Consider the following 19,704-nt stretch of genomic DNA (forward strand, 5'->3'; position numbering starts at 1 on the left):
TCAGCTCTCCTGCTTTCTGGTCAGCGCAATTGCCAGGCCCAGGATCGCCGGCACGGACAGCAGCAGCGGCCCGAACGAGCCGGCCAGCTCCCGAAATCCCAGCGCCTTGCTGAACACGCCGCGGCTGATGGCGATCATGTGGCTGGCCGGATAGACCTCGCCGATGGCGCGGCCCACGCCCTCCAGCGAGGACACGGGGTCGACCAGGCCTGCGAACTGCGTGGTGGGGATCAGCGTGCCGATCAGCACCAGGAACATTGAGGCGATCTGGCTGCGCGTCAGCGTGGAGGCCAGCAGGCCGAAGCCCGTGGAGGCGCCGCTGAAGATCAGCGCCGCCAGGGCCAGCGTGGCAAAGCTGCCCGTCACGGGCACGCCGAACAGGGTGACGGCCATCAGGCACATCAGCAGGAAGTTCAGCATGGCCAGCACCACATAGGGCAGTTGCTTGCCCAGCAGGAATTCGGTGCGCGTGACCGGCGTGACGTAGAGGTTGGTGATGGAGCCGCTTTCCTTCTCGCGCACCACGGCCAGCGCCGTCAGCATGGCCGGCAAAAGCAGCAGCAGCAGGGGCATGACGGCCGGCACCATGGCCGGCAGGCTGCGCACGTCGGGGTTGTAGCGAAAGCGCGTCTGGATGTCGATGAGGCCGGCCGGCGCCACGCCCAGGCGCTCGCGCGCCTGCTCGGTCAGCCAGTGCTGGTGGATGCCCTGCAGGTAGCCGCGCACGGTCTCGGCGCGCGTGGGCATGGCGCCGTCGAACCAGGCGCCCACCTGCACGGAGCCGCCGCGCAGCACATCGCGCGCAAAGCCCGGGGGGATCTCGATGGCCAGGGTCAGCTCGCCGCTGCGCATGCGGCGGTCCAGTGCGTCGTAGTCGGTCAGCGGCGGCTGCTCGATGAAGTAGCGCGAGCCCGACAGGCTCATCGCATAGCTGCGGCTGATGGTGGTCTGGTCGCGGTCCAGCACGGCAAAGCGCAGGTCCTCCACGTCCAGGCTGATGCCGTAGCCCATCACGAACATCAGGATCAGCGAGCCCACCAGGGCCAGCGTGGCGCGCACCGGGTCGCGTTGCAGCTCCAGCGCTTCGCGCCAGACATAGCTGAGCATGCGCTGGGCGCTGAAATGGCGGCGGCGCGCAGTGTGCGTTTCCACGGCAGCGGGGGCGGCAGGCGCGGCCGGTTCCTCGGCGGCCGGGGCCTCGCCGCCACCGGCCTCGACCAGGTAGCCGATGAAGGCTTCCTCCAGCGTGGCCGCGCCGCGCTTGGCCACCAGGCGCGCGGGCGTGTCGCTGTCCAGCACCTTGCCCGCATGCATCATGGACATGCGGTCGCAGCGCTCGGCCTCGTTCATGAAGTGGGTGGAGATGAAGATGGTCACGCGGTCGCGCCGCGACAGCTCCACCAGCAGGCGCCAGAAGCCGTCGCGCGCCACGGGGTCCACGCCCGAGGTGGGCTCGTCCAGGATGAGCAGCTCGGGCTTGTGCACCATGGCCACGGCCAGCGACAGGCGCTGGCGCATGCCCAGCGGCAGGGCGGCCGGCAGGCTGAGCTGCGCGGCCTGCAGGTCGAAGCGCTGCAGCATCTCGGCCACGCGCGCGGGAATGTCCGCCTCGGGCACGCCGAACAGGCGCGCGTGCAGCACCAGGTTCTGGTGCACGGTCAGCTCGCCGTACAGCGAGAACGCCTGGGTCATGTAGCCCACGCGGCGGCGCGTGTCGATGTCGCGCGGGTCCACAGGCTGGCCGAACAGCCAGGCCTGGCCCTCGCTGGCCGGCAGCAGGCCGGTCAGCATCTTCATGGTGGTGCTCTTGCCGCAGCCGTTGGAGCCCAGGAAGCCGAAGATCTCGCCGCGGCGGATGCGGAAGGACACATGGTCCACGGCGACGAAGTCGCCAAAGCGCATGGTCAGGTCCCTGGCCTCGATGGCGATGTCGTCCTCGCCGCCCTCGGGCAGGGGGGCGATGGTCACGGGCGCATGGCCGCGCTTTTTCTCTTCGGGCAGCAGGGCGATGAAGGCCTCTTCCAGCGAGCGGCTGGCCGTGCGCTGCAGCAACTCGGCCGGCGTGCCCGTGGCCAGCACGCGGCCCTCGTCCATGGCCACCAGCCAGTCGAAGCGCTGGGCCTCGTCCATGTAGGCCGTGGCCACCAGCACGCTCATGCCGGGGCGCTGGCGGCGGATGCGCGCGATCAGGTCCCAGAACTGGGCGCGCGCCAGCGGGTCCACGCCCGTGGTGGGCTCGTCAAGAATGAGCAGGTCGGGGTCGTGGATCAGCGCGCAGCACAGGCCCAGCTTCTGCTTCATGCCGCCCGACAGCTTGCCGGCCGGCCGCTCCAGGAATTTGCGCAGGCCCGTGGCCTGGGTGAGGTCGTCGATGCGCCGGCGCCGCTCGGCCGCGTCATGGCCGAACAGGCGCGCGAAGAACTGCAGGTTCTCCTCCACCGACAGCGTGGGATAGAGGTTGCGCCCCAGGCCCTGCGGCATGTAGGCCACGCGCGGGCAGACGGCCTCGCGGTGCCGGCGCTGGGCCATGTCGCCGCCCAGCACCTCGACGCTGCCTTCCTGGATCTTGCGTGCCCCGGAGATCAGCGCCATGAGGCTGGACTTGCCCACGCCGTCCGGCCCGATCAGGCCGACCATGCGGCCTTCGGGAATGTCCAGGTCGATGCCCGCCAGCGCCTCGACCTGGCCATAGCGCTGGTGCACGCCCTTCAGGCGCACGACCCAGCCGCTGGCGTGGGGCGTCGTGCTCTCGCTCATTGCGCGGGCTGGGCTGGCAGCTTGATGGCCAGGTTGGCGGGCCACTCATGGCTGGCATCGGTGCGCAGCCAGGCCATGCCGGGCACGCCGGTCTTGACCTGTTCCAGATGGCGGCGCAGCAGCTCCGGCGGGATCTGGGCGCGCACGCGGAACATCAGCTTCTGGCGCTCGCTGGCGGTCTCCACGGTCTTGGGCGTGAACTGGGCCTGGCTGGCGACGAAGGAGACGCGGGCCGGGATCACGTACTCGGGCGCGGCGTCCAGCACCAGGCGCACCTCGCTGCCCAGGGCGATGCGCCCGGCGGCGGTCTCGGGCACGAAGAAGGTCATGTAGACATCGGACAGGTCCAGCAGGTTGAGCACGCGCCCGCCTGCGCCCAGCACCTCGCCGGGCTGGGCCACGCGCAGCTGCACGCGGCCGTCGCGCGGGGCCTTGAGCACGCCGTCGTCGATGTCGGCCTGCACGCGCGCCACCGTGGCTGTGGCGGCCTGCACCTGGGAGCGCACGCCCACCACCTGGGCCTCGGCCGCCTTCACGGCGGCCTGGGCAGCGGCGGCCTGTGCGCGCGTGGCGGCCAGCGCAGCCTCGCTGCCGCGCACGCGGGCGCGGTCGTCATCGAGCTCCTGCACCGAAGAGGCACCCTCGCGCGCCAGCGTTTCCGAGCGCTTGAAGCGGCGTTGCGCGGCGTCCACCTCGGTCTCGCGCTGCACGATCAGGGCCTGGGCGGCGGCCAGGTCGCTGCGGCGCAGGGTGACCTGGGCCTCGGCCGCGGCCACGCTGTGCTCGGCCTGCTGGCGCATGGCGTCGGCTTCCTGGCGCTGGGCGCGCAGGGTGTCGATCTGCATGCGCGCCACGGGCTGGCCGGCCTGCACGAAGTCGCCCTCGCGCACCAGGATTTCCTCCACGCGGCCGGGCAGCTTGGTGGAGATGTCGATCTCGGTGGCCTCGACCCGGCCATTGCTGCCGACGAAGCCCTCGCCCGGGCCCTTGGGCGTGAAGGTCTTCCAGGCCCACCAGGCCACGAGGGCCAGGACCGCCACGGCGGCGATCGGCACGATCTTGTTCTTCAGAGAGGTGTTCTTGTCCATGGGCGGGTCCGGATGCTTCAGGAATTCGGGGGATCGGCAGGCGTGGCCGGCACGGTGGCGGGCAGCGCGGCAGGTTCCGCCCCGCTGCCGCCGCCCAGGGCGGCATACAGGCCCACCTGGCTGGACAGCAGGGCGCGCCGCGCCTGCACCAGTTGCTGGCGTGCGGCCAGCAGGTCGCGCTGGGCGTCCAGCACCTCCAGGTAGGCGGCCGAGCCGTTGTCGTAGCGCAGCTGCGCCAGCCGCGCGCGCTCGGCCTGGGCCTGCACGGCGGTGCGCTGCACGGTGATCTGTTCGGACAGCCAGCGGCGCGCGGCCAGGCCGTCGGCCACCTCGCGGAAGGCGGTCTGTATGGCTTTCTCGTACTGGGCCACGGCCATGTCGCTGCGGATCTCGCCCAGCTCCAGGTTGGCGCGGCGCCGGCCGCCGTCGAAGATGGGCAGGGACACCGTGGGCACGAAGGCCCAGGCGCGGCTGCCGCCGTCGAACAGGCCGTCGAGTTCGGCGCTGGCCGTGCCCCAGCGGGCCGTGAGCGCAATGCGCGGGAAGAAGGCGGCGCGCGCCGCGCCGATCTGGGCCCGGGCCGCGCGCAGCTGGTGCTCGGCGGCGGCAATGTCGGGCCGCGCCGTGAGCAGTTCCGAGGGCAGGCCCGGCCGCAGCTCGGCCAGCACCAGGGCGTCGTCAAAGGGTGCGGCGGCGGGCAGCGGGCCCGGGTGGGCGCCGACCAGCTGGGCCAGGGCATGCAGCTGCTGCGCGCGTGCCAGCTCCAGCTGGGCCAGCAGGGCCTGCGCCTGGGTCAGCAGGGTCTGGACCTGGGCCAGCTGCAGGCGCGAGCTGGCGCCCACGGCCTCGCGGCGCGTGAAGATGCGAAAGGATTCCTGGCGCGTGGCCAGCGTCTCGCGCGCAATGGCCACGCGCTCGTCCAGCTCGCGCAGGCCCAGGTAGCCGTCGGCCACCTGGGCGATCAGCGCGGTCTGCACCGCGTGGCGGCCCGCATCGCTGGCCAGCCAGGTCTGCAGGGCCGCGTCCTTGAGGCTGCGCACGCGGCCCCACAGGTCCAGCTCCCAGCTGCTGAAGCCGACCTCGGCGCGGTACTCGCCGCTGACCACGGAGCGGCCCGAGAGGTTGAGGTCGCCAGGCACGCGCGCCCGTGCGGCCTGGCCGCCCACGCCAATGGCCGGGAACAGCTCGGAGCGCTGGATCTGGAAGGCCGCGCGCGCCTCTTCGGCGCGCAGCGCGGCCACGCGCAGGTCGCGGTTGTGCTCCAGCGCGGTGGCGATCAGCTGGCGCAGCACGGGGTCGGTGAAGTACTCGCGCCAGGGCAGGCCGGCGGCGGCGACACCCTGGGCGCCCGCCTGCAGATGGGCAGGCCAGGCCTCGGGCGTGGGCAGGGGCGGCGGCTCGTGCGGCGGCGCCAGGGAGGCACATCCCGCCAGTGCGGCGGCCAGTGCGGCTGCCAGCGCGGCGGCGGCGGTTCGGGGCAATGGGAGGGTCATCTGCAGTGCTGCGGGGTGCCGGTGCGGCAGCCGCTAGTTGAGGATGTGGTGGCCGCCATCGACATACAGCGTGCAGCCCGTGATGGCGCGCGCCCCGTCCGAGGCCAGGAAGGCGCACAGCGGCCCCACGTCGTCGGGCTGCAGTTCGCCGGCAATGGGCGAGCGGCGCACGCTGTCGGCCACGAGTTCATCGAACGCGGCAATGCCCGAGGCCGCGCGCGTGGCGATGGGCCCGGGCGAGACGGCATTGACGCGGATGCGCGAGGGGCCGAGCTCGGCCGCCAGGTAGCGCGTGGTGGACTCCAGCGCGGCCTTGACCGGGCCCATGATTCCGTAGTGCGGCATGACCTCGCTGGCGCCCAGGTAGCTCAGCGTCATGAGGCTGCCGCCGCTGGCGGCCATCAGCGGCTCGGCCAGGTGCGCCATGCGGATGAAGGAGTGGCAGGAGATGTCCATGGCCAGCGCAAAGCCCTCGCGGGAGCTGTCCACCACGCGGCCCTGCAGGTCCTTGCGCGGGGCGTAGGCCACGGCGTGCAGCACGAAGTCCAGCCGGCCCCAGCGCACGGCGGCGGCATCGAACAGCGCGCGCATCTGCTCGTCGTCGCCCACGTCCAGCGGCATGCGCAGCTCGGCACCGATCTCGTCGAGCAGGGGCTCCACATGCGCCCGGGCCTTGTCGTTCTGCCAGGTCGCGCCGATCTCGGCGCCCGCCGCATGCATGGCCCGGGCACAGGCCCAGGCAATGCTGTCGCGGTTGGCGATGCCGACGATCAGGCCTTTTTTGCCAGCCAATAGCGTCATCTCGAATGCTCCAGATCAGAAGGTCTGCCGGGAAACAGGCCGCCTTGGGGCGGCTTCGTCAGGAATCACGGGGCATGGCGCGGCATTGCCGACATATGCGCCACGGCGAATGTTTGTATTTCCTGTGACTACGAAGCTTTTGATAGCTTGTTTTGATGCATGCAAATCAAAGGTTTGCATGCCAATATCGTCTCCTGGTCTTTTTCATTCTATCTATGTTGCACTGCAGCGACCGATTTTGGCGATGCCGTTTCGTTATATCGATGCAGTTCACTCCATAGTCTTGACTCAGGTCAAAGAGGGCTGCCTCACGGGGAGAATGCCGCTTGCCGCCGGTTGCTGTGCCCAGTAGAGCAATGGTGTCTTTTTGCGCCAACAGCCGAGCATTCTCTGTATTGGCCGGATTTCAATGAATACAAGGTATTCACACCATATTGGTGCATGGGAGGTAAAGAAAACCGGAAATCTGCCGATGGTCCGTGGACAGAGAAAATCCCCGGCCTGCAAAGGCCCGGGCCGCCATTCAGTCGGGACAAGACCGAAGGAAGATGTTCAATCCATGACCAGCATTTCATCCACCGGCGCCAGCTTTGCCGCCAGCGCAGCGGGCATGCGGCCCACGGTGTCCGTGAGGTCGTCAGCGACCACGGCAGCTGCTGCACCCGCCGACCCGGGCACGCAGGTCACGCTGGGCCAGTCCGCAGGGTCCAGCGTCATCTATGCCAAACCGCAGCCCGTGGAATTGGGGCAGTTCAGGCTGACCCGGGCCTGGGCCTCGCAAGACAGGGACGACATCAGCACCCTGATGGCGCGCAACCTGGGCCTGGGCCCGTCGGCCAGCCTGGCCGACCGCTGGCGCGGCCTGGGCGGCGCCCTGCTGTCGCGCTTTGCGGCCACGCCGTCGGACTACCAGCAGACGGTTGCGGAGTACCAGGCGCCCACGGCGGCCGACTCCGTCGCAGGCAGCGCGGATGCACAGGCCCTGGACAAGTCCGCACTGAGCGATGTGTCCGTGGGCGCTGCCACCGTGAGCCTGAAGATCCGCACGCAATCGGGCCTGACCGTGGAGCTGCGGATTGCCACGAACGACGGCAGCGAAGCGGGCAGCAGCAGCGGGCTGCGGGTCGAGGTCAAGAGTTCCGGCGCCTTGAGCCAGGCCGAGAGCGCGGCCATTGCCCAGCTGGCCGACGGGCTGGACGAAGCGCTGGAAGGCCTGGGAAAGCCGGGCAAGCCCCAGCTGGAACTGGGCAAGCTGATGGACTTCGACCGCAGCGTGCTGTCCGGCCTGGACCTGGACATCAAGAACCCCAAGCCTTCGCAGCCCCTGTCCTCGTTCAGCCTGCATGTGGGCGCCGATGGCCGATCGGTGGCGATGAAGGGCGCGGCCGGCGAGCTGGCCGTCAACCTGGAGTCCGATGCCCCCGTGGGCGCCAGCGCTTCGCAGCGCCAGTCCGCGCTGGACCAGCATCTGAAGCGCTTTGATGCCGCCGCGCAGCGCGGCCGTGCGGATGCGGCGCTGGTGGACATGTTCAAGAGTGCCTTCAGTCAGCTGCACAACGCGCAGGCGCCGGCCGCGCCGGGCGCCATCGTCGCGCTCTCCGGGCTGGAGCGTTCCGTGCAGTCCCTGCAAAGCGGCCTGGCCGATTTCCAGGCCAGCTTCAGCGGTGATTTCGAGAACACCAATGAATTCGGCGCCGTGACCGAAATCGGCCGCGCCGAGTACCAGGTGGGCCAGAAGACCACCCGGCAGTCCCGCGGCAGGGAGGGCGAGTCGATCGCCCAGGTGGTGACCGAGTCCCTGAACGCCGAGTCCAAAAAGGCGCGCAACCGCAGCATGCTGGATTTGCAGTCGGGCAACTATGACCTGACCAAGGTGCAGGACAGCCGCACCATCACCACGCTGATCGAGACAGCCGGCAAGCAGGTCACCGGCGCGCTGCGCAAGACGCAGGAGCGCCAGATGCAGACGTGGGACCAGCTGGTGGAGCACCGCACCCAGCAGCACCGCGAAACGCCCGGTGGGCGCAGCTTCACTGAGCAACTCGCGTTGAGGTAGTCGCGGCGCGGGCCGGGCCGCGTGTCGTCGTTGTGTCACAAAACTTCCGTATAAGAAGTTTTTTTGAACAGAACATGACAACGGCCCGCGCGTTCATGACCGAATTTCATCTTGCCGTCATCCAGGGCGGAGCCTCTCAATGAACGCGCGCCGTGCTTTGGCGGCGGGGCTGGCGGCGCTGCTGCTGGCGGCCGTGGGCGGCGGCATCTGGTACTCGCGCACGGCCCTGGTGCAGGACCGCCAGGCGCAGCGGGCGCAGCAGCAGGCCGTGACGGCGCGCGGCCTGATCGGCTCCGAGAAGGAAGCCTTCTTCCAGGACGAGCGCGTGCGCGACGTGCTGGCGCGCCACGGCGTGACGGTGACGGTGCAAAAGGCCGGCTCGCGCAGCATTGCCAACAGCTACGACCCCAAGCAGTACGACTTCGGCTTTCCCTCGGGGGCGCCGGCTGCAGCCCAGCTCAAGGCGGCGGCCAGGGCCGGCACGGTCTACACGCCGTTCTACACGCCCATCGTGTTCGCCAGCTGGCGGCCCATTGCCGAGATCCTGATCGCCAACGGCGTTGCGCAAAAGCAGGGCGACTTCCATTACGTGACCGATCTTCCCGCCCTGCTGGCCATGGCCGGCAAGGGCACGCGCTGGCGTGACCTGAAGGCCTCCGGCGCCTTTGCCACCGGCAAGGCCGTGCTGCCCGCCAGCACCGATGTGCGCAGCTCCAACAGCGCGGCCATGTACCTGGCGCTGGCCAGCTATGTGCTCAACGGCCAGCAGGTGGTGCAAAGCCCGGCCGACCTGGAGCGCGTGATGCCCCAGGTGGCGCCGCTGTTTTTGCGCCAGGGCTTCCAGGAAAGCTCGTCGGCCGGGCCGTTCGAGGACTACCTGGCCCTGGGCATGGGCAAGGCGCCGCTGCTGGTGGCCTATGAATCGCAGCTGGTGGAGTTCCTGCTGCGCCACCCGCAGCGCAGGAGCGGCGAGATGGTGATGCTCTACCCGCAGCCCACGCTGTATTCCAAGCATGTGCTCGTGCCCTACACGCCGGCAGGCGAGCGCGTGGGCCAGTTGCTCGAATCCGACCCGCAGCTGCGCGCATTGGCGCAGGAATACGGCTTTCGCACCGGCGGCGACACGCACGGCCCCGAGCGCTGGGCCGGGCAGGGCGTGCAGGCGCCCGCGCAGCTGGTGGATGTGATCGAACCGCCCAGCCAGGAGTGGCTGGAGCGAATGATCGTGGACATGGAGCAGCGCTTCAAATGACCGAACGTTCCAGGAGCAACCGATGAGCAACACCCCCCAGACCACCACGGCCAGCGCCGCCGTGGCCGTGCCTGCACAGGAGCAGGATTTCGTGCTGGAGCCGCCTGCGCCCGCCCTGCCCGTGCCCATCGAGTCGGCCAGCGGCAAGGTCCGCCTCAAGGCCGAGGAAGTGCAGCAGCTGGACGCGCAGGTGGCGCAGTTCATCGACGACATCACCGCCAACGACAGCCAGTCGCCCGCCTTCAAGGGCGCGGTCGAGCGCATCCACGGCATGGGCAACAAGGAGGTGCAGGCCGCTGCGGCCGTCTCCAACCGCATGCTGGAGCGCCCCGTCAAGACGCTGAACAACGGCCTGTTCGACCAGGGCAGCCAGATCGGCCAGGGCCTGATCGACCTGCGCCGCCAGGTGGAGGCGCTGGACCCCTCGCACCAGGATGACCTGTTCAAGCCGCGCAAGCTGCTGGGCCTGATCCCCATGGGCAACAGGCTGGTGGACTACTTCGACAAGTTCCAGTCCAGCCAGAGCCACCTGAACGCCATCATCGACAGCCTCAAGCGCGGCAAGGACGAGCTGCTGCGCGACAACGCCGCCATCGAGCAGGAAAAGGCCAACCTGTGGGGCCTGATGGAGCGGCTGGAAAAATACATCCACATCGGCAAGAAGCTGGACGCGGCGCTGGAGGCCAAGGCGGCGCAGCTGGAAGCCAGCGACCCGGAAAAGACGCGCGTGGTGCGCGAGGACATGCTGTTCTACGCACGCCAGAAGGTCACCGACCTGCTCACCCAGATGGCGGTGAACGTGCAGGGCTACCTGGCGCTGGACCTGGTGCGCAAGAACAACCTCGAACTGGCCAAGGGCGTGGACCGCGCGACCACCACCACGGTCTCTGCCCTGCGCACGGCCGTCATCGTGGCGCAGGCGCTGGCCAACCAGAAGCTGGTGCTGGACCAGATCACGGCGCTGAACACCACCACGGGCAACCTGATCGCCGGCACCAGCGAGCTGCTGCGCGAGCAAAGCGGGAAGATCCACGAGCAGGCGGCCGGCAGCACCATCGACATCGCCAGGCTGCAGCAGGCCTTCGGCAACATCTACCAGACCATGGACGCCATGGCCGACTTCAAGGTCAAGGCCCTGGCCTCCATGCAGACCACGGTGGACACGCTGTCGCAGGAGGTGGACAAGTCACGCGCCTATCTTGAAAAGAGCCGCCGCGAGGACGTGCGCGAGGCGCTGCAGGCGCCCGCCGGCGAGGTGGTGCTGTGAGCATGTTCCGGCGCCTGGCGGCCTGGTGGCTGCTGGGCCTTGCGCTGGTCCTGGCCGGCTGCGGCAAGTCGCCCGAACCCGCGCCGCAGGCCGCCGCAAAGGCCGATGCGCCCGCCGGTCCCCAGGGTGCATTCACCGTGCTGGCCGGCTCCGAGCTCAAGGACGTGGCGCCCGCGCTGGAGCAGGCCGCCACGGCGGCGGGCGTGCCGCTCAAGCTCAGCTATGCGGGCACGCTGGAGATGGTCGAGCGCATCAATGCGGGCGAGCAGTACGACGCCATCCTGCCGCCCAATGGCGCCTATCCCGCGCTGGCGCTGGCGAACAAGCCGCTGGCGCGCGAAAAGCTTTTCTACTCGCGCGTGGCCCTGGGCGTGAAGGCCCCCGTGCTGCAAAAGCTGGGCTGGGACAAGGCCCCGCCCACCTGGGCCGACATCGCACGCGCTGCCGCCCAGGGCCGGCTGCGCTACGGCATGACCAATCCGGCCAGTTCCAACACCGGCATGAGCGCACTGTTCGCCGTGGCCTCGGCCGTGGCCGGCAAGACCGAGGACCTGGACGCCAGGGAGGTCAACGCGAAGGTGCTCAAGGACTTCCTGTCGGGCCAGAAGCTCACCGCCGGCAGCTCCGGCTGGCTGGCCGAGGCCTTCGAGCGCGAGCCCGGCGCCGTCGATGCGCTGGTCAACTACGAGGCCGTGATCCTGCGCCTGAACGAGAAGCTGCCCGCCGCCGACCGCCTGACCCTGGTCTACCCGCGCGACGGCGTGATCTCGGCCGACTATCCGCTGATGCTGCTCAGCGCTGCGCGGCGCGCAGACTATGACCGGCTGGTCGCCCAGTTCAAGGCCCCCGCCTTCCAGGGCCAGCCGCTGCGCCAGGCCCAGCTGCGCCCCGCCAGCCCCGAGGCGCAGGCCAGCCCGGCGCTGCCCACGGCGCCCGTGGTGGAGCTGAGCTTTCCGAACCGGCTGGAGGTGATCGATGCCGTGCTCTCGGCCTACCAGAGCGATCTGCGCCGTCCGGCCACCAGCATCTTCGTGCTGGACGTGAGCGGCTCCATGAAGGGTGCACGGCTGGCGCAGATGAAGGAGGCGCTCAAGCTGCTGTCCGGCGCCGAGGCCTCGGCCGCCAGCCAGCGCTACGCCGCCTTCCAGGCGCGCGAGCGCGTGCTGCTGATTCCGTTCTCGGGTCTGGTCGGCCAGCCCGCGCGCGTGCAGTTCGCGGCGGGCGACCTGCAGGCCGCAAGCGCCCGGGTGCTGGCCTATGCCGACAGCCTGGTGGCCGACGGCGGCACGGCCATCTACGACGCGCTCACGCTGGCCCAGCAGCAGGCACGCCAGGAACTGCGGGCCGATCCCGAGCGCTTCGTCAGCATCGTGCTGCTGACCGATGGCGCCAATACGGCCGGCCGCGACTGGGCCGCATTCGAGCGCGAGCAGCGCATGGCGCGCGACGGCGGCGCGCCGCTGGTGCGGGTCTTTCCCATCATCTTTGGCGAGGCGCAGTCCGGCGAAATGCAGGCCCTGGCCGCGCTGACCGGCGGGCGCGCCTTCGATGCGCGCAACACCGGCAAGAGCGGACTGCCGCTGGTGTTCAAGGAAATCCGGGGCTACCAGTGACAGCGCCGCCAGCGATCGGACCCGCCTGATGCGCCGCCTGCAGCTTTTCTTCTACGGCAACGGCAACCTCGCCGGCCTGGCGCTGGCCCTGCTGGGGCCGGTGCTGCTGTTTGCCGGCGTGATCGGCGCCGGCTGGGGCTGGATCACCCTGGGCCTGTACGTCGCGGGCCTGCTGCTGGGTTGGGCCCTGCAGCCCGCGGGCGCCAGCTTCGAGCGGGCGCTGCAGCAGCACTGGAGCGCCGAGGACATCCGCGAACGCATCGACGAGCTGGTGCAAAAGGCCCGCCCGATGCTCACGCCCGAGATGCAAAAGCACCTGGACAGCGTGCGCGGCTCGGTGCACGAGGTGCTGCCCTCGCTGGCCGAAGCCGGCCCGGTCTTCAACGACGGCCTGTTCACCGTGCGCGAGACGGTGCTGCAGTACCTGCCGGCCACGCTGTCGCACTATGCGGCGCTGCCGCCGCTGTTCCGTGTCACCCAGCCCGTGCAGGACGGCAAGACGCCCAGGCAGCTGTTGACCGAGCAGCTGGCGCTGCTGGCCGGGCAGATGCAGCAGGTGGTGGCCCATGTGGCGGCCAGCGACGCGCAGGCGCTGCTGGCCAATGGCCGCTTCTTGAAGCAGAAGTTCGACCAGCCGGATTTCCTGAAGTGAGGCGCCTGCAGGGTCGTCCCGCCACGCTGCGCGGACCCTGTGTTAGCATGCTTCGCCATGCAGCCTGCTGCATTCCCGTCTTCCAGACACCTGAACTCTCGATCCAAGACAGCCATGAACGGTACGCCCGTTTCGATCATCGTTGCACAGTGGTGGCGCTTCCAATAAGGAAGCGGCACGTCGTCGCGGTTGCGTACCGCACCTTGCCGCCGTGACGGCAGCAAGGCTCACTCAGCAGATGGCTCCCCGGCACGGCGGCTCCCAGAACCCAGGAGATTGCCCAGATGCCCTCAGATTCCCCCTTCCAGACCCAGGCAGCATTGCGCGCATGCCCGCGCCAGCCTTCGCTGCGGCATGCCCGCGCCACCCGTTTTTCCCTTTGAGACCCAGGAGCCGGTATGACCAGACTGCTGATGATCGACAACTACGACAGCTTCACTTACAACATCGTCCAGTACTTCGGCGAGCTGGGTGCCGATGTCACCGTGGTGCGCAATGACGAGGCCACGCTGGACGAGGTGATCGCCCTGGTCGAGCGCGAGAAGATCGACCGCCTGGTGATCTCGCCCGGCCCCTGCTCGCCGGCCGAAGCCGGCATTTCCGTGGCCGCCATCCAGCACTTCGCGGGCCGCCTGCCCATCCTGGGCGTGTGCCTGGGCCACCAGAGCATTGGCGCGGCCTTCGGCGGCGACATCGTGCGCGCGGGCCAGCAGATGCATGGCAAGACCAGCGTCATCACCACCGACCGCAAGGGCGTGTTCGCCGACCTGCCCGAGCAGTTCACGGTCAATCGCTACCACTCGCTGGCCATCGCGCGCTCCAGCCTGCCCGAATGCCTGGAGATCACGGCCACCAGCGAGGACGGCGAGATCCAGGGCGTGCGCCACACCAGCCTGGCCATCGAGGGCGTGCAATTCCACCCCGAGAGCATCCTCACCGAGCATGGCCATGCCATGCTCAAGAATTTCCTGGAACAGAAGGCCTGAGCAGGCCGGCACCCAACCGAGACACCGCAATGACCCAGATCACCCCCCAGGAAGCGCTGCAGCGCACCATCGAGCACCGCGAAATCTTCCACGACGAGATGCTGCACCTGATGCGCCTGATCATGCGCGGCGAGCTGTCGCCCGTGATGACGGCGGCCATCGTCACCGGCCTGCGCGTGAAGAAGGAGACCATCGGCGAGATCACGGCCGCGGCCGAGGTCATGCGCGAGTTCTCCAACAAGGTCCATGTGGAGGACAAGCGCCACCTGGTGGACATCGTGGGCACGGGCGGCGACGGCGCCAACACCTTCAACATCTCCACCTGCTCCATCTTCGTGATCGCGGCGGCGGGCGGCAAGGTCAGCAAGCACGGCGGGCGCAGCGTCAGCAGCAAGAGCGGCAGCGCCGACGCCATGGAGGCGCTGGGCGTCAACATCCAGCTCAGCCCCGAGCAGATCGCGCGCAGCATCGCCGACGTGGGCATCGGCTTCATGTTCGCGCCCAACCACCACCCGGCCATGAAGAACGTGGCGCCCGTGCGCAAGGAGCTGGGCGTGCGCACCATCTTCAACATCCTGGGCCCGCTGACCAATCCGGCCAGCGCGCCCAACATCCTCATGGGCGTGTTCCACGAGGACCTGGTCGGCATCCAGGTGCGCGCGCTGCAGCGCCTGGGCGCCGAGCACGCCATCGTGGTCTATGGCCGCGACGGCCTGGACGAGATCAGCCTGGGCGCGGGCACCCTGGTGGGCGAGCTCAAGGACGGCGTGGTGCGCGAGTACGAGATCCATCCCGAGGACTTCGGCCTGCGCATGGTGGGCACGCGCGCCTTCAAGGTGGACAATCCCGAGGAATCCAAGGCCATGCTGCTGGGCGTGCTCCATGGCGAAAAGAGTGCCGCGCGCGACATCGTCTGCCTGAACGCGGGTGCTGCCCTGTATGCGGCCAACGTGGCCTCCAGCATCGAGGACGGCATGGCCCGCGCCCAGGCGGCGCTGGACAGCGGCGCGGCCCTGGCCAAGCTCAACGAACTCGTGGCCTACACGGCCCGGCTGACGGCCTGAGCCGCGCAGCCCCCATCGACCACCGAATACAAGAAACCAAGGAAAGCAACGTGTCCGACATCCTCCAGCAAATCTGCGACGTGAAAGTGCAGGAAGTGGCCGCCGCCCAGAAGCGCATGCCCTTCGCGGACATGCGCCGCGACGCCGAAAGCCGCGTGCTCACGCGCGACTTCGTGGGCGCGCTGCGCGCCAAGATCGCCGCCGGCCAGGCCGGCGTGATCGCCGAGATCAAGAAGGCCAGCCCCAGCAAGGGCGTGATCCGCGAGGACTTCATCCCCGCCGACATCGCGCAAAGCTATGCCGATGGCGACGGCAAGGGCGTCAGCGCCGCCTGCCTCTCGGTGCTGACCGACAAGCAGTTCTTCCAGGGCAGCGTGGACTATCTCAAGCAGGCGCGCGCCAGCTGCCACCTGCCCGTGCTGCGCAAGGACTTCATGGTCGATCCCTACCAGATCTACGAATCGCGGGCCATGGGCGCCGACTGCGTGCTGCTGATCGCCGCCTGCCTGGACGACGCGCAGATGGCCGAGATGGAACAGATCGCCCACAGCCTGGACATGGCCGTGCTGGTCGAGGTGCACGACGGCGCCGAGCTGGACCGCGCCCTGCGCCTCAAGACCCCGCTGGTGGGCATCAACAACCGCAACCTGCGCAGCTTCGAGGTCCGCATCCAGACCACGCTGGACCTGCAAAAGAACGTGCCGGCCGACCGCCTGCTGGTCACCGAGTCGGGCATCGGCAGCCGCGAGGACGTCAAGGCCATGCGCGATGCCGGCATCCACGGCTTCCTGGTGGGCGAGGCCTTCATGCGCGCCAAGGAGCCGGGGGAGGCGCTGGCCAAGCTGTTTGCCTAAGACGCGTCGTTGTGCGGGCCGGCCGGTGAATCCGGGGTCCGCACGATGCGCACCACCCCGAGCTTGAGCCCCAGCATGGCCAAGATGCGGTTCATGGTCTGCACGCTGCCTTCGCTGCGCTCCTGCTCGATGTCCTGCAGCGTTCTATAGGAAACGCCGCAAAGCTTGGCCATCTCGGCCGTGGTCAGCCGCATGGTCTTCTTCAGATGCCGCACGGCCTGCGGCAAAGACCATTCGGGGTGGGCCAGCACATCGTCAATGGCCTGCCTGCGCAGCTCCAGCTGCTGGGCAATGGGAATGGGGGTGAAACGCTTGTCCATGGTCTTCAGCGCAGCGCAGCGCAGCGAGCTCCTGCGCACGTGCCAGGAGGGCGGGACGCAGGTGGCCGAGAACCTCGGGCTCCAGCCCTAGCGCCAGACCGTCTGCGGCGATGCGCTCCAGCGCGGGAATCATGGCCTTGAGGCCTTTCACCAGTGGATCGCGCTGCAACGGCTCCGACTGCGTGCCCCGGCGTTTTCGAGGGAGCTGCGCGGCCAGCGCACAGACGCTATCCAGCACACGGCCCCAATCGGGCCGGCCGCCCTGTTCATCCCGCCAGCGGATGCGTCGGGCAATGCCGTCCGGGTGGAGATACATGGGCGCAAAGTCGTACAGGGGCGTGAGCGCGATGCGGCCATCGAAACCGCGCTGCACGGCGGTGTTGCGCGCGTGGTTGTCCTTGTTGCCCAGGGCCAGGTTGGCAATGTCGCGTTTGATGTATTCGAGCACTTCCTGGTGCAGTTGTAGTGTGCAGTTCGCGGTCATTTGCACGAATTTCTAGGTAAAGCATCAGGCTGACTCAAGGTTTTTCGTATGTTTTTCCGTGTAACCACTGTCTGTCTTTGGGGCGCCATTGGAAGCGGACGTACCTCCCCGCCGCAGGCAAAGGTATGCTTGCCGTGATCCAACAGGCATGGCGCTTGCGCCCATGCATTTCAGCTGTACTTTTTTGAGGGAGGCTGCTGCCTCGGCATGTGGCGGCGGTGCCCCCATCCGCCATGGCCCTTCAAGACGACGCAATCGCCCCGGCGCAAGCCGACCAACTCCAATCCTCCGATCCCGCCGACTGGCCCGTTGCGCCCGACTGGCAGCCCCTGGTCGAGGACTTCTTCGCGGGTGCCACGGGCCAGCAGCTGCTGACCTTCCTGCACCAGCGCCTGGAAGCTGGCGCGGTGATCTTTCCGCCCCAGCCGCTGCGCGCGCTGGAGCTGACACCGCCCGATGAGGTGCGCGTGGTCATCCTGGGGCAGGACCCCTACCACGGCCGGGGGCAGGCCGAAGGCCTGTCGTTCTCGGTGGCGCCGGGCGTGCGCATGCCGCCCTCGCTGCAGAACATCTTCAAGGAGATGCAGCGTGACCTGGGCGTGCCCTTCCCGCCGTTCCCCAACCCGGGCGGCAGCCTGGTCAAGTGGGCCAGGAACGGCGTGCTGCTGCTCAACACCTGTCTCACGGTGGAGGAAGGCCAGGCGGCCAGCCACTCGGGCAAGGGATGGGAGCTGCTGACCGATGCGGTGATCCGACACATCGCCCAGGGCACGCGCCCCGTGGTCTTCATGCTCTGGGGCAGCCATGCGCAGTCCAAGCGCGCCTTCATTCCGGCCGACCGGGGCCATCTGGTGCTGACCAGCAACCATCCCTCGCCGCTGTCGGCGCTGCGCCCGCCCGTGCCCTTCATCGGCAACGGGCACTTCGGCAAGGCGCGCGACTTCCGCGCCCAGCACGGCTACTGAGCGGCCCGCTCGGGGCGTGGCTCCACGATGGGGAACACGCTGTCGAAGCGGTCCAGCATGGACATGAGCGCCATCACCTTGGAGGCGTCGCCCTCGATGCGCAGCTGGCCGCTCTTGATGGCCTCGGCCATCGTGGTCTCCTGGCCTGCAATGGCGTCCAGCGTGGCGCGCGTCAGGCGCAGGCTCGCGTGGGCGGCGGGCGCAAGGCCCGGGCTCTGGGTGAGGGCGCTGTTCTCCAGGTTCAGGCTGCGCTGCTCGCCGGTGTCGGTGAAGGTCCAGTTGAGCACGATGCGCTGGCCTGCGGCCTTGCCCGCGTCCAGCCGCACGCCCAGGTAGTCGAAGAACATCTCCAGCGGCAGGCTGCGCACCAGGTCGCGCGCGGTGCTGCCGGGCCTGGGCAGCTGGGGCACGCCCTGGCGCAGCTCCGCCGCGCCCTGCAGGAAGGCGTTGCGGGCCGTGGCCGATTCCATCTGGTAGCCCAGCTGTTCATAGGCATTGGCCGCCAGGCGGCGCGCGGCCTGGTTGGCTGGGTCGGCAAAGACCAGTTGCGAGGCGATCTGCGCCACCCAGCGGTATTCGCCGCGTTCGTAGTCGGCTTGCGCACGGCGCAGCACGGCGTCGGCGCCCCCCATGTATTCCACGGTCTTGCGTGCGGCGGGCACGGGCGGCAGCGCCTCCAGCTGGGCCGGGTTGCCTTCGTAGTAGCCCAGGTAGTGCTGGTAGATGGCGCGTATGTTGTGGCGCAGGTGGCCGTAGAAGGCATGTGTGGCGCCGTCGCGGGCCAGGGATTCGGGCATCTTCAGCATCTCGGCGATCTCCGAGCCCACGTAGCCGTGGTTCATGAGGCGCACGGTCTGGTCGTGCAGGTATTTGTAGGTGTCGCGCTGGCCGGCCAGCATGCGCTGCAGCCGGGGCTGGCCCCAGACCGGCCAGTGGTGCTGGGCGATCAGGATCTGTGCCTGGCCGCCATAGGCGTGCAGGGCGTCGTTCAGGTGGCGGGACCAGCCCAGCGCGTCACGCACCTGGGCGCCGCGCAGCGGCAGCAGGTTGTGCTGGGTGTGCACGGCGATCTCGGCCATGTTCAGCACCTTGAGCTGGGGGTAGTACATGATCATCTCGGCCGGCGCCTCGGCCCCGGGCGTGAGCGTGAACTCGATGTCCACGCCGTCGATGCGCAGGGTCTCGCGCGGCTTGTCGATCACGCGCGTGGGCGCGATCAGCCCCATGGTGCCGGGCGCACCCGCCTTGCCCAGCCCTGCGTCCACCTGTCCCCTGGCATCGCGCGGCAGCAGCATGCCGAACTGGTAGAGCGCGCGCCGGCCCATGGCGTGGCCGGCGATGACGTTCTCGCCCACGGCCTCGGCCATGAAGCCAGCGGGCGCGATGACCTGCACGCGGCCCGCATCCACCTCTTCCTGGCGCACCACGCCGCGCACGCCGCCGAAATGGTCCACATGGCTGTGCGAGTAGACGACGGCCACCACCGGCTTGCGCGGTCGGTGCTGGTAGTACAGGTCCATGGCGGCCTGGGCGGTCTCGGTGTACATCAGCGGATCGACCACGATCAGGCCGGTCTCGCCCTCGATGATGCTCATGTTCGACAGGTCCAGGCCGCGCACCTGGTAGAGCCTGTCGGTCACCTGGAACAGGCCGCTGACGCGGTTGCGCTGGGCCTGGCGCCACAGCGCGGGGTGCACGGTGTCGGGCGCCTGGTCCTGCTCCAGGAAGGCATAGGACTGCATGCTCCAGATGGGACGGCCCTGGGCATTGCGCACGACCAGGGTGTCGGCCGGTGCGATCAGGCCGCGCCGGGCGTCCCCCATGGCCTGCGCATCGTCCAGCGGCTGCTGCGCCAAGGCCGCCTGCTGGGCCGCGCGCGTGGCGGCGCTGGCCGGCTGGGGCCTGGCCATGTCGGAGACGGGCAGGCTGCCGTGGGCGCAGGCGCCCAGCAAAGCGGCTGTGGCCAGGCTGGCCAGCAAGCGGGAAGGGCGCGCCAGCGCGCGGGGCAGGGGGTGTGAGGCTTGCATGGAAAGGTCTCCTGGCATGTTCGGT

At 69.1% G+C, this 19,704-nt stretch carries 16 protein-coding genes and 1 pseudogene; 9 read left to right on the plus strand and 8 right to left on the minus strand.

The window, feature by feature from the left end:
- From rbbA to PO605_RS28050, 5 genes are read right to left on the minus strand one after another with little or no spacing between them, the layout of a single operon-like run.
- Positions 1-2,757: a ribosome-associated ATPase/putative transporter RbbA gene (gene rbbA / locus PO605_RS28030; RefSeq protein WP_272207206.1), complete on the minus strand. Its 2,757-nt coding sequence runs from the start codon at positions 2,755-2,757 to the stop codon at positions 1-3.
- A complete protein-coding gene (locus PO605_RS28035) occupies positions 2,754-3,845 on the minus strand; it encodes an HlyD family secretion protein (protein ID WP_012202692.1) in 1,092 nt (363 codons plus the stop codon). The genes rbbA and PO605_RS28035 overlap by 4 nt, the downstream gene beginning before the upstream one ends.
- A gap of 17 nt (positions 3,846-3,862) precedes the next feature.
- Complete coding sequence (locus PO605_RS28040) at positions 3,863-5,338, minus strand: efflux transporter outer membrane subunit (RefSeq protein WP_272207207.1); 1,476 nt, start codon at positions 5,336-5,338, stop codon at positions 3,863-3,865.
- A gap of 33 nt (positions 5,339-5,371) precedes the next feature.
- The gene (fabI, locus tag PO605_RS28045; RefSeq protein ID WP_016449534.1) at positions 5,372-6,139 is read right to left on the minus strand and encodes an enoyl-ACP reductase FabI; all 768 of its coding nucleotides are present in this window, start codon (positions 6,137-6,139) and stop codon (positions 5,372-5,374) included.
- A gap of 15 nt (positions 6,140-6,154) precedes the next feature.
- Positions 6,155-6,319 (minus strand): hypothetical protein, encoded by a 165-nt coding sequence (locus PO605_RS28050; protein ID WP_155294163.1) that lies wholly within the window; start codon positions 6,317-6,319, stop codon positions 6,155-6,157.
- 379 nt (positions 6,320-6,698) lie between these two features.
- Here PO605_RS28050 and PO605_RS28055 point away from each other — a divergent pair, with 379 nt between their 5' ends.
- From PO605_RS28055 to trpC, 8 genes are all read left to right on the plus strand, one after another.
- On the plus strand, positions 6,699-8,195 hold the full coding sequence (locus tag PO605_RS28055; RefSeq protein ID WP_047473047.1) for a hypothetical protein: 1,497 nt from the start codon (positions 6,699-6,701) through the stop codon (positions 8,193-8,195).
- Positions 8,196-8,334: 139 nt separating this feature from the next.
- Entirely contained in the window at positions 8,335-9,447 is a 1,113-nt protein-coding gene (locus tag PO605_RS28060; RefSeq protein WP_016449536.1) for a hypothetical protein, read from the plus strand.
- A gap of 22 nt (positions 9,448-9,469) precedes the next feature.
- A complete protein-coding gene (locus tag PO605_RS28065; protein ID WP_047473046.1) occupies positions 9,470-10,714 on the plus strand; it encodes a toxic anion resistance protein in 1,245 nt (414 codons plus the stop codon).
- 2 nt (positions 10,715-10,716) lie between these two features.
- Complete coding sequence (locus tag PO605_RS28070) at positions 10,717-12,327, plus strand: vWA domain-containing protein (protein WP_047473045.1); 1,611 nt, start codon at positions 10,717-10,719, stop codon at positions 12,325-12,327.
- 28 nt (positions 12,328-12,355) lie between these two features.
- On the plus strand, positions 12,356-12,979 hold the full coding sequence (locus tag PO605_RS28075; protein ID WP_034366387.1) for a hypothetical protein: 624 nt from the start codon (positions 12,356-12,358) through the stop codon (positions 12,977-12,979).
- Between the two features lie 398 nt (positions 12,980-13,377).
- Positions 13,378-13,965, plus strand: coding sequence for an anthranilate synthase component II (locus PO605_RS28080; protein WP_012202700.1), 588 nt, complete (start codon positions 13,378-13,380; stop codon positions 13,963-13,965).
- A 29-nt stretch (positions 13,966-13,994) separates the two neighbouring features.
- On the plus strand, positions 13,995-15,029 hold the full coding sequence (trpD, locus tag PO605_RS28085; RefSeq protein ID WP_013804671.1) for an anthranilate phosphoribosyltransferase: 1,035 nt from the start codon (positions 13,995-13,997) through the stop codon (positions 15,027-15,029).
- A gap of 50 nt (positions 15,030-15,079) precedes the next feature.
- Complete coding sequence (gene trpC / locus PO605_RS28090; RefSeq protein WP_047473043.1) at positions 15,080-15,883, plus strand: indole-3-glycerol phosphate synthase TrpC; 804 nt, start codon at positions 15,080-15,082, stop codon at positions 15,881-15,883.
- Here trpC and PO605_RS28095 read toward each other — a convergent pair.
- On the minus strand, positions 15,880-16,203 hold the full coding sequence (locus tag PO605_RS28095) for a helix-turn-helix domain-containing protein (RefSeq protein WP_016449541.1): 324 nt from the start codon (positions 16,201-16,203) through the stop codon (positions 15,880-15,882). The two genes, trpC and PO605_RS28095, sit on opposite strands and share 4 nt — an antisense overlap.
- A gap of 13 nt (positions 16,204-16,216) precedes the next feature.
- Positions 16,217-16,690 (minus strand): annotated as a pseudogene (locus PO605_RS28100) (HipA domain-containing protein); the annotation flags it as partial.
- 230 nt (positions 16,691-16,920) lie between these two features.
- Between PO605_RS28100 and PO605_RS28105 the strand changes: the two are divergent.
- The gene (locus tag PO605_RS28105; RefSeq protein ID WP_047473041.1) at positions 16,921-17,652 is read left to right on the plus strand and encodes a uracil-DNA glycosylase; all 732 of its coding nucleotides are present in this window, start codon (positions 16,921-16,923) and stop codon (positions 17,650-17,652) included.
- On the opposite strand, the gene PO605_RS28110 is transcribed toward PO605_RS28105, so the two are convergent.
- Positions 17,646-19,679, minus strand: coding sequence for an alkyl/aryl-sulfatase (locus PO605_RS28110; RefSeq protein WP_272207208.1), 2,034 nt, complete (start codon positions 19,677-19,679; stop codon positions 17,646-17,648). The two genes, PO605_RS28105 and PO605_RS28110, sit on opposite strands and share 7 nt — an antisense overlap.
- Positions 19,680-19,704: the final 25 nt, after the last annotated feature.

Origin of the sequence: Delftia sp. DT-2, from assembly GCF_028401915.1 — a bacterium.
In the GTDB taxonomy this organism is placed as follows: domain Bacteria; phylum Pseudomonadota; class Gammaproteobacteria; order Burkholderiales; family Burkholderiaceae_C; genus Comamonas; species Comamonas tsuruhatensis.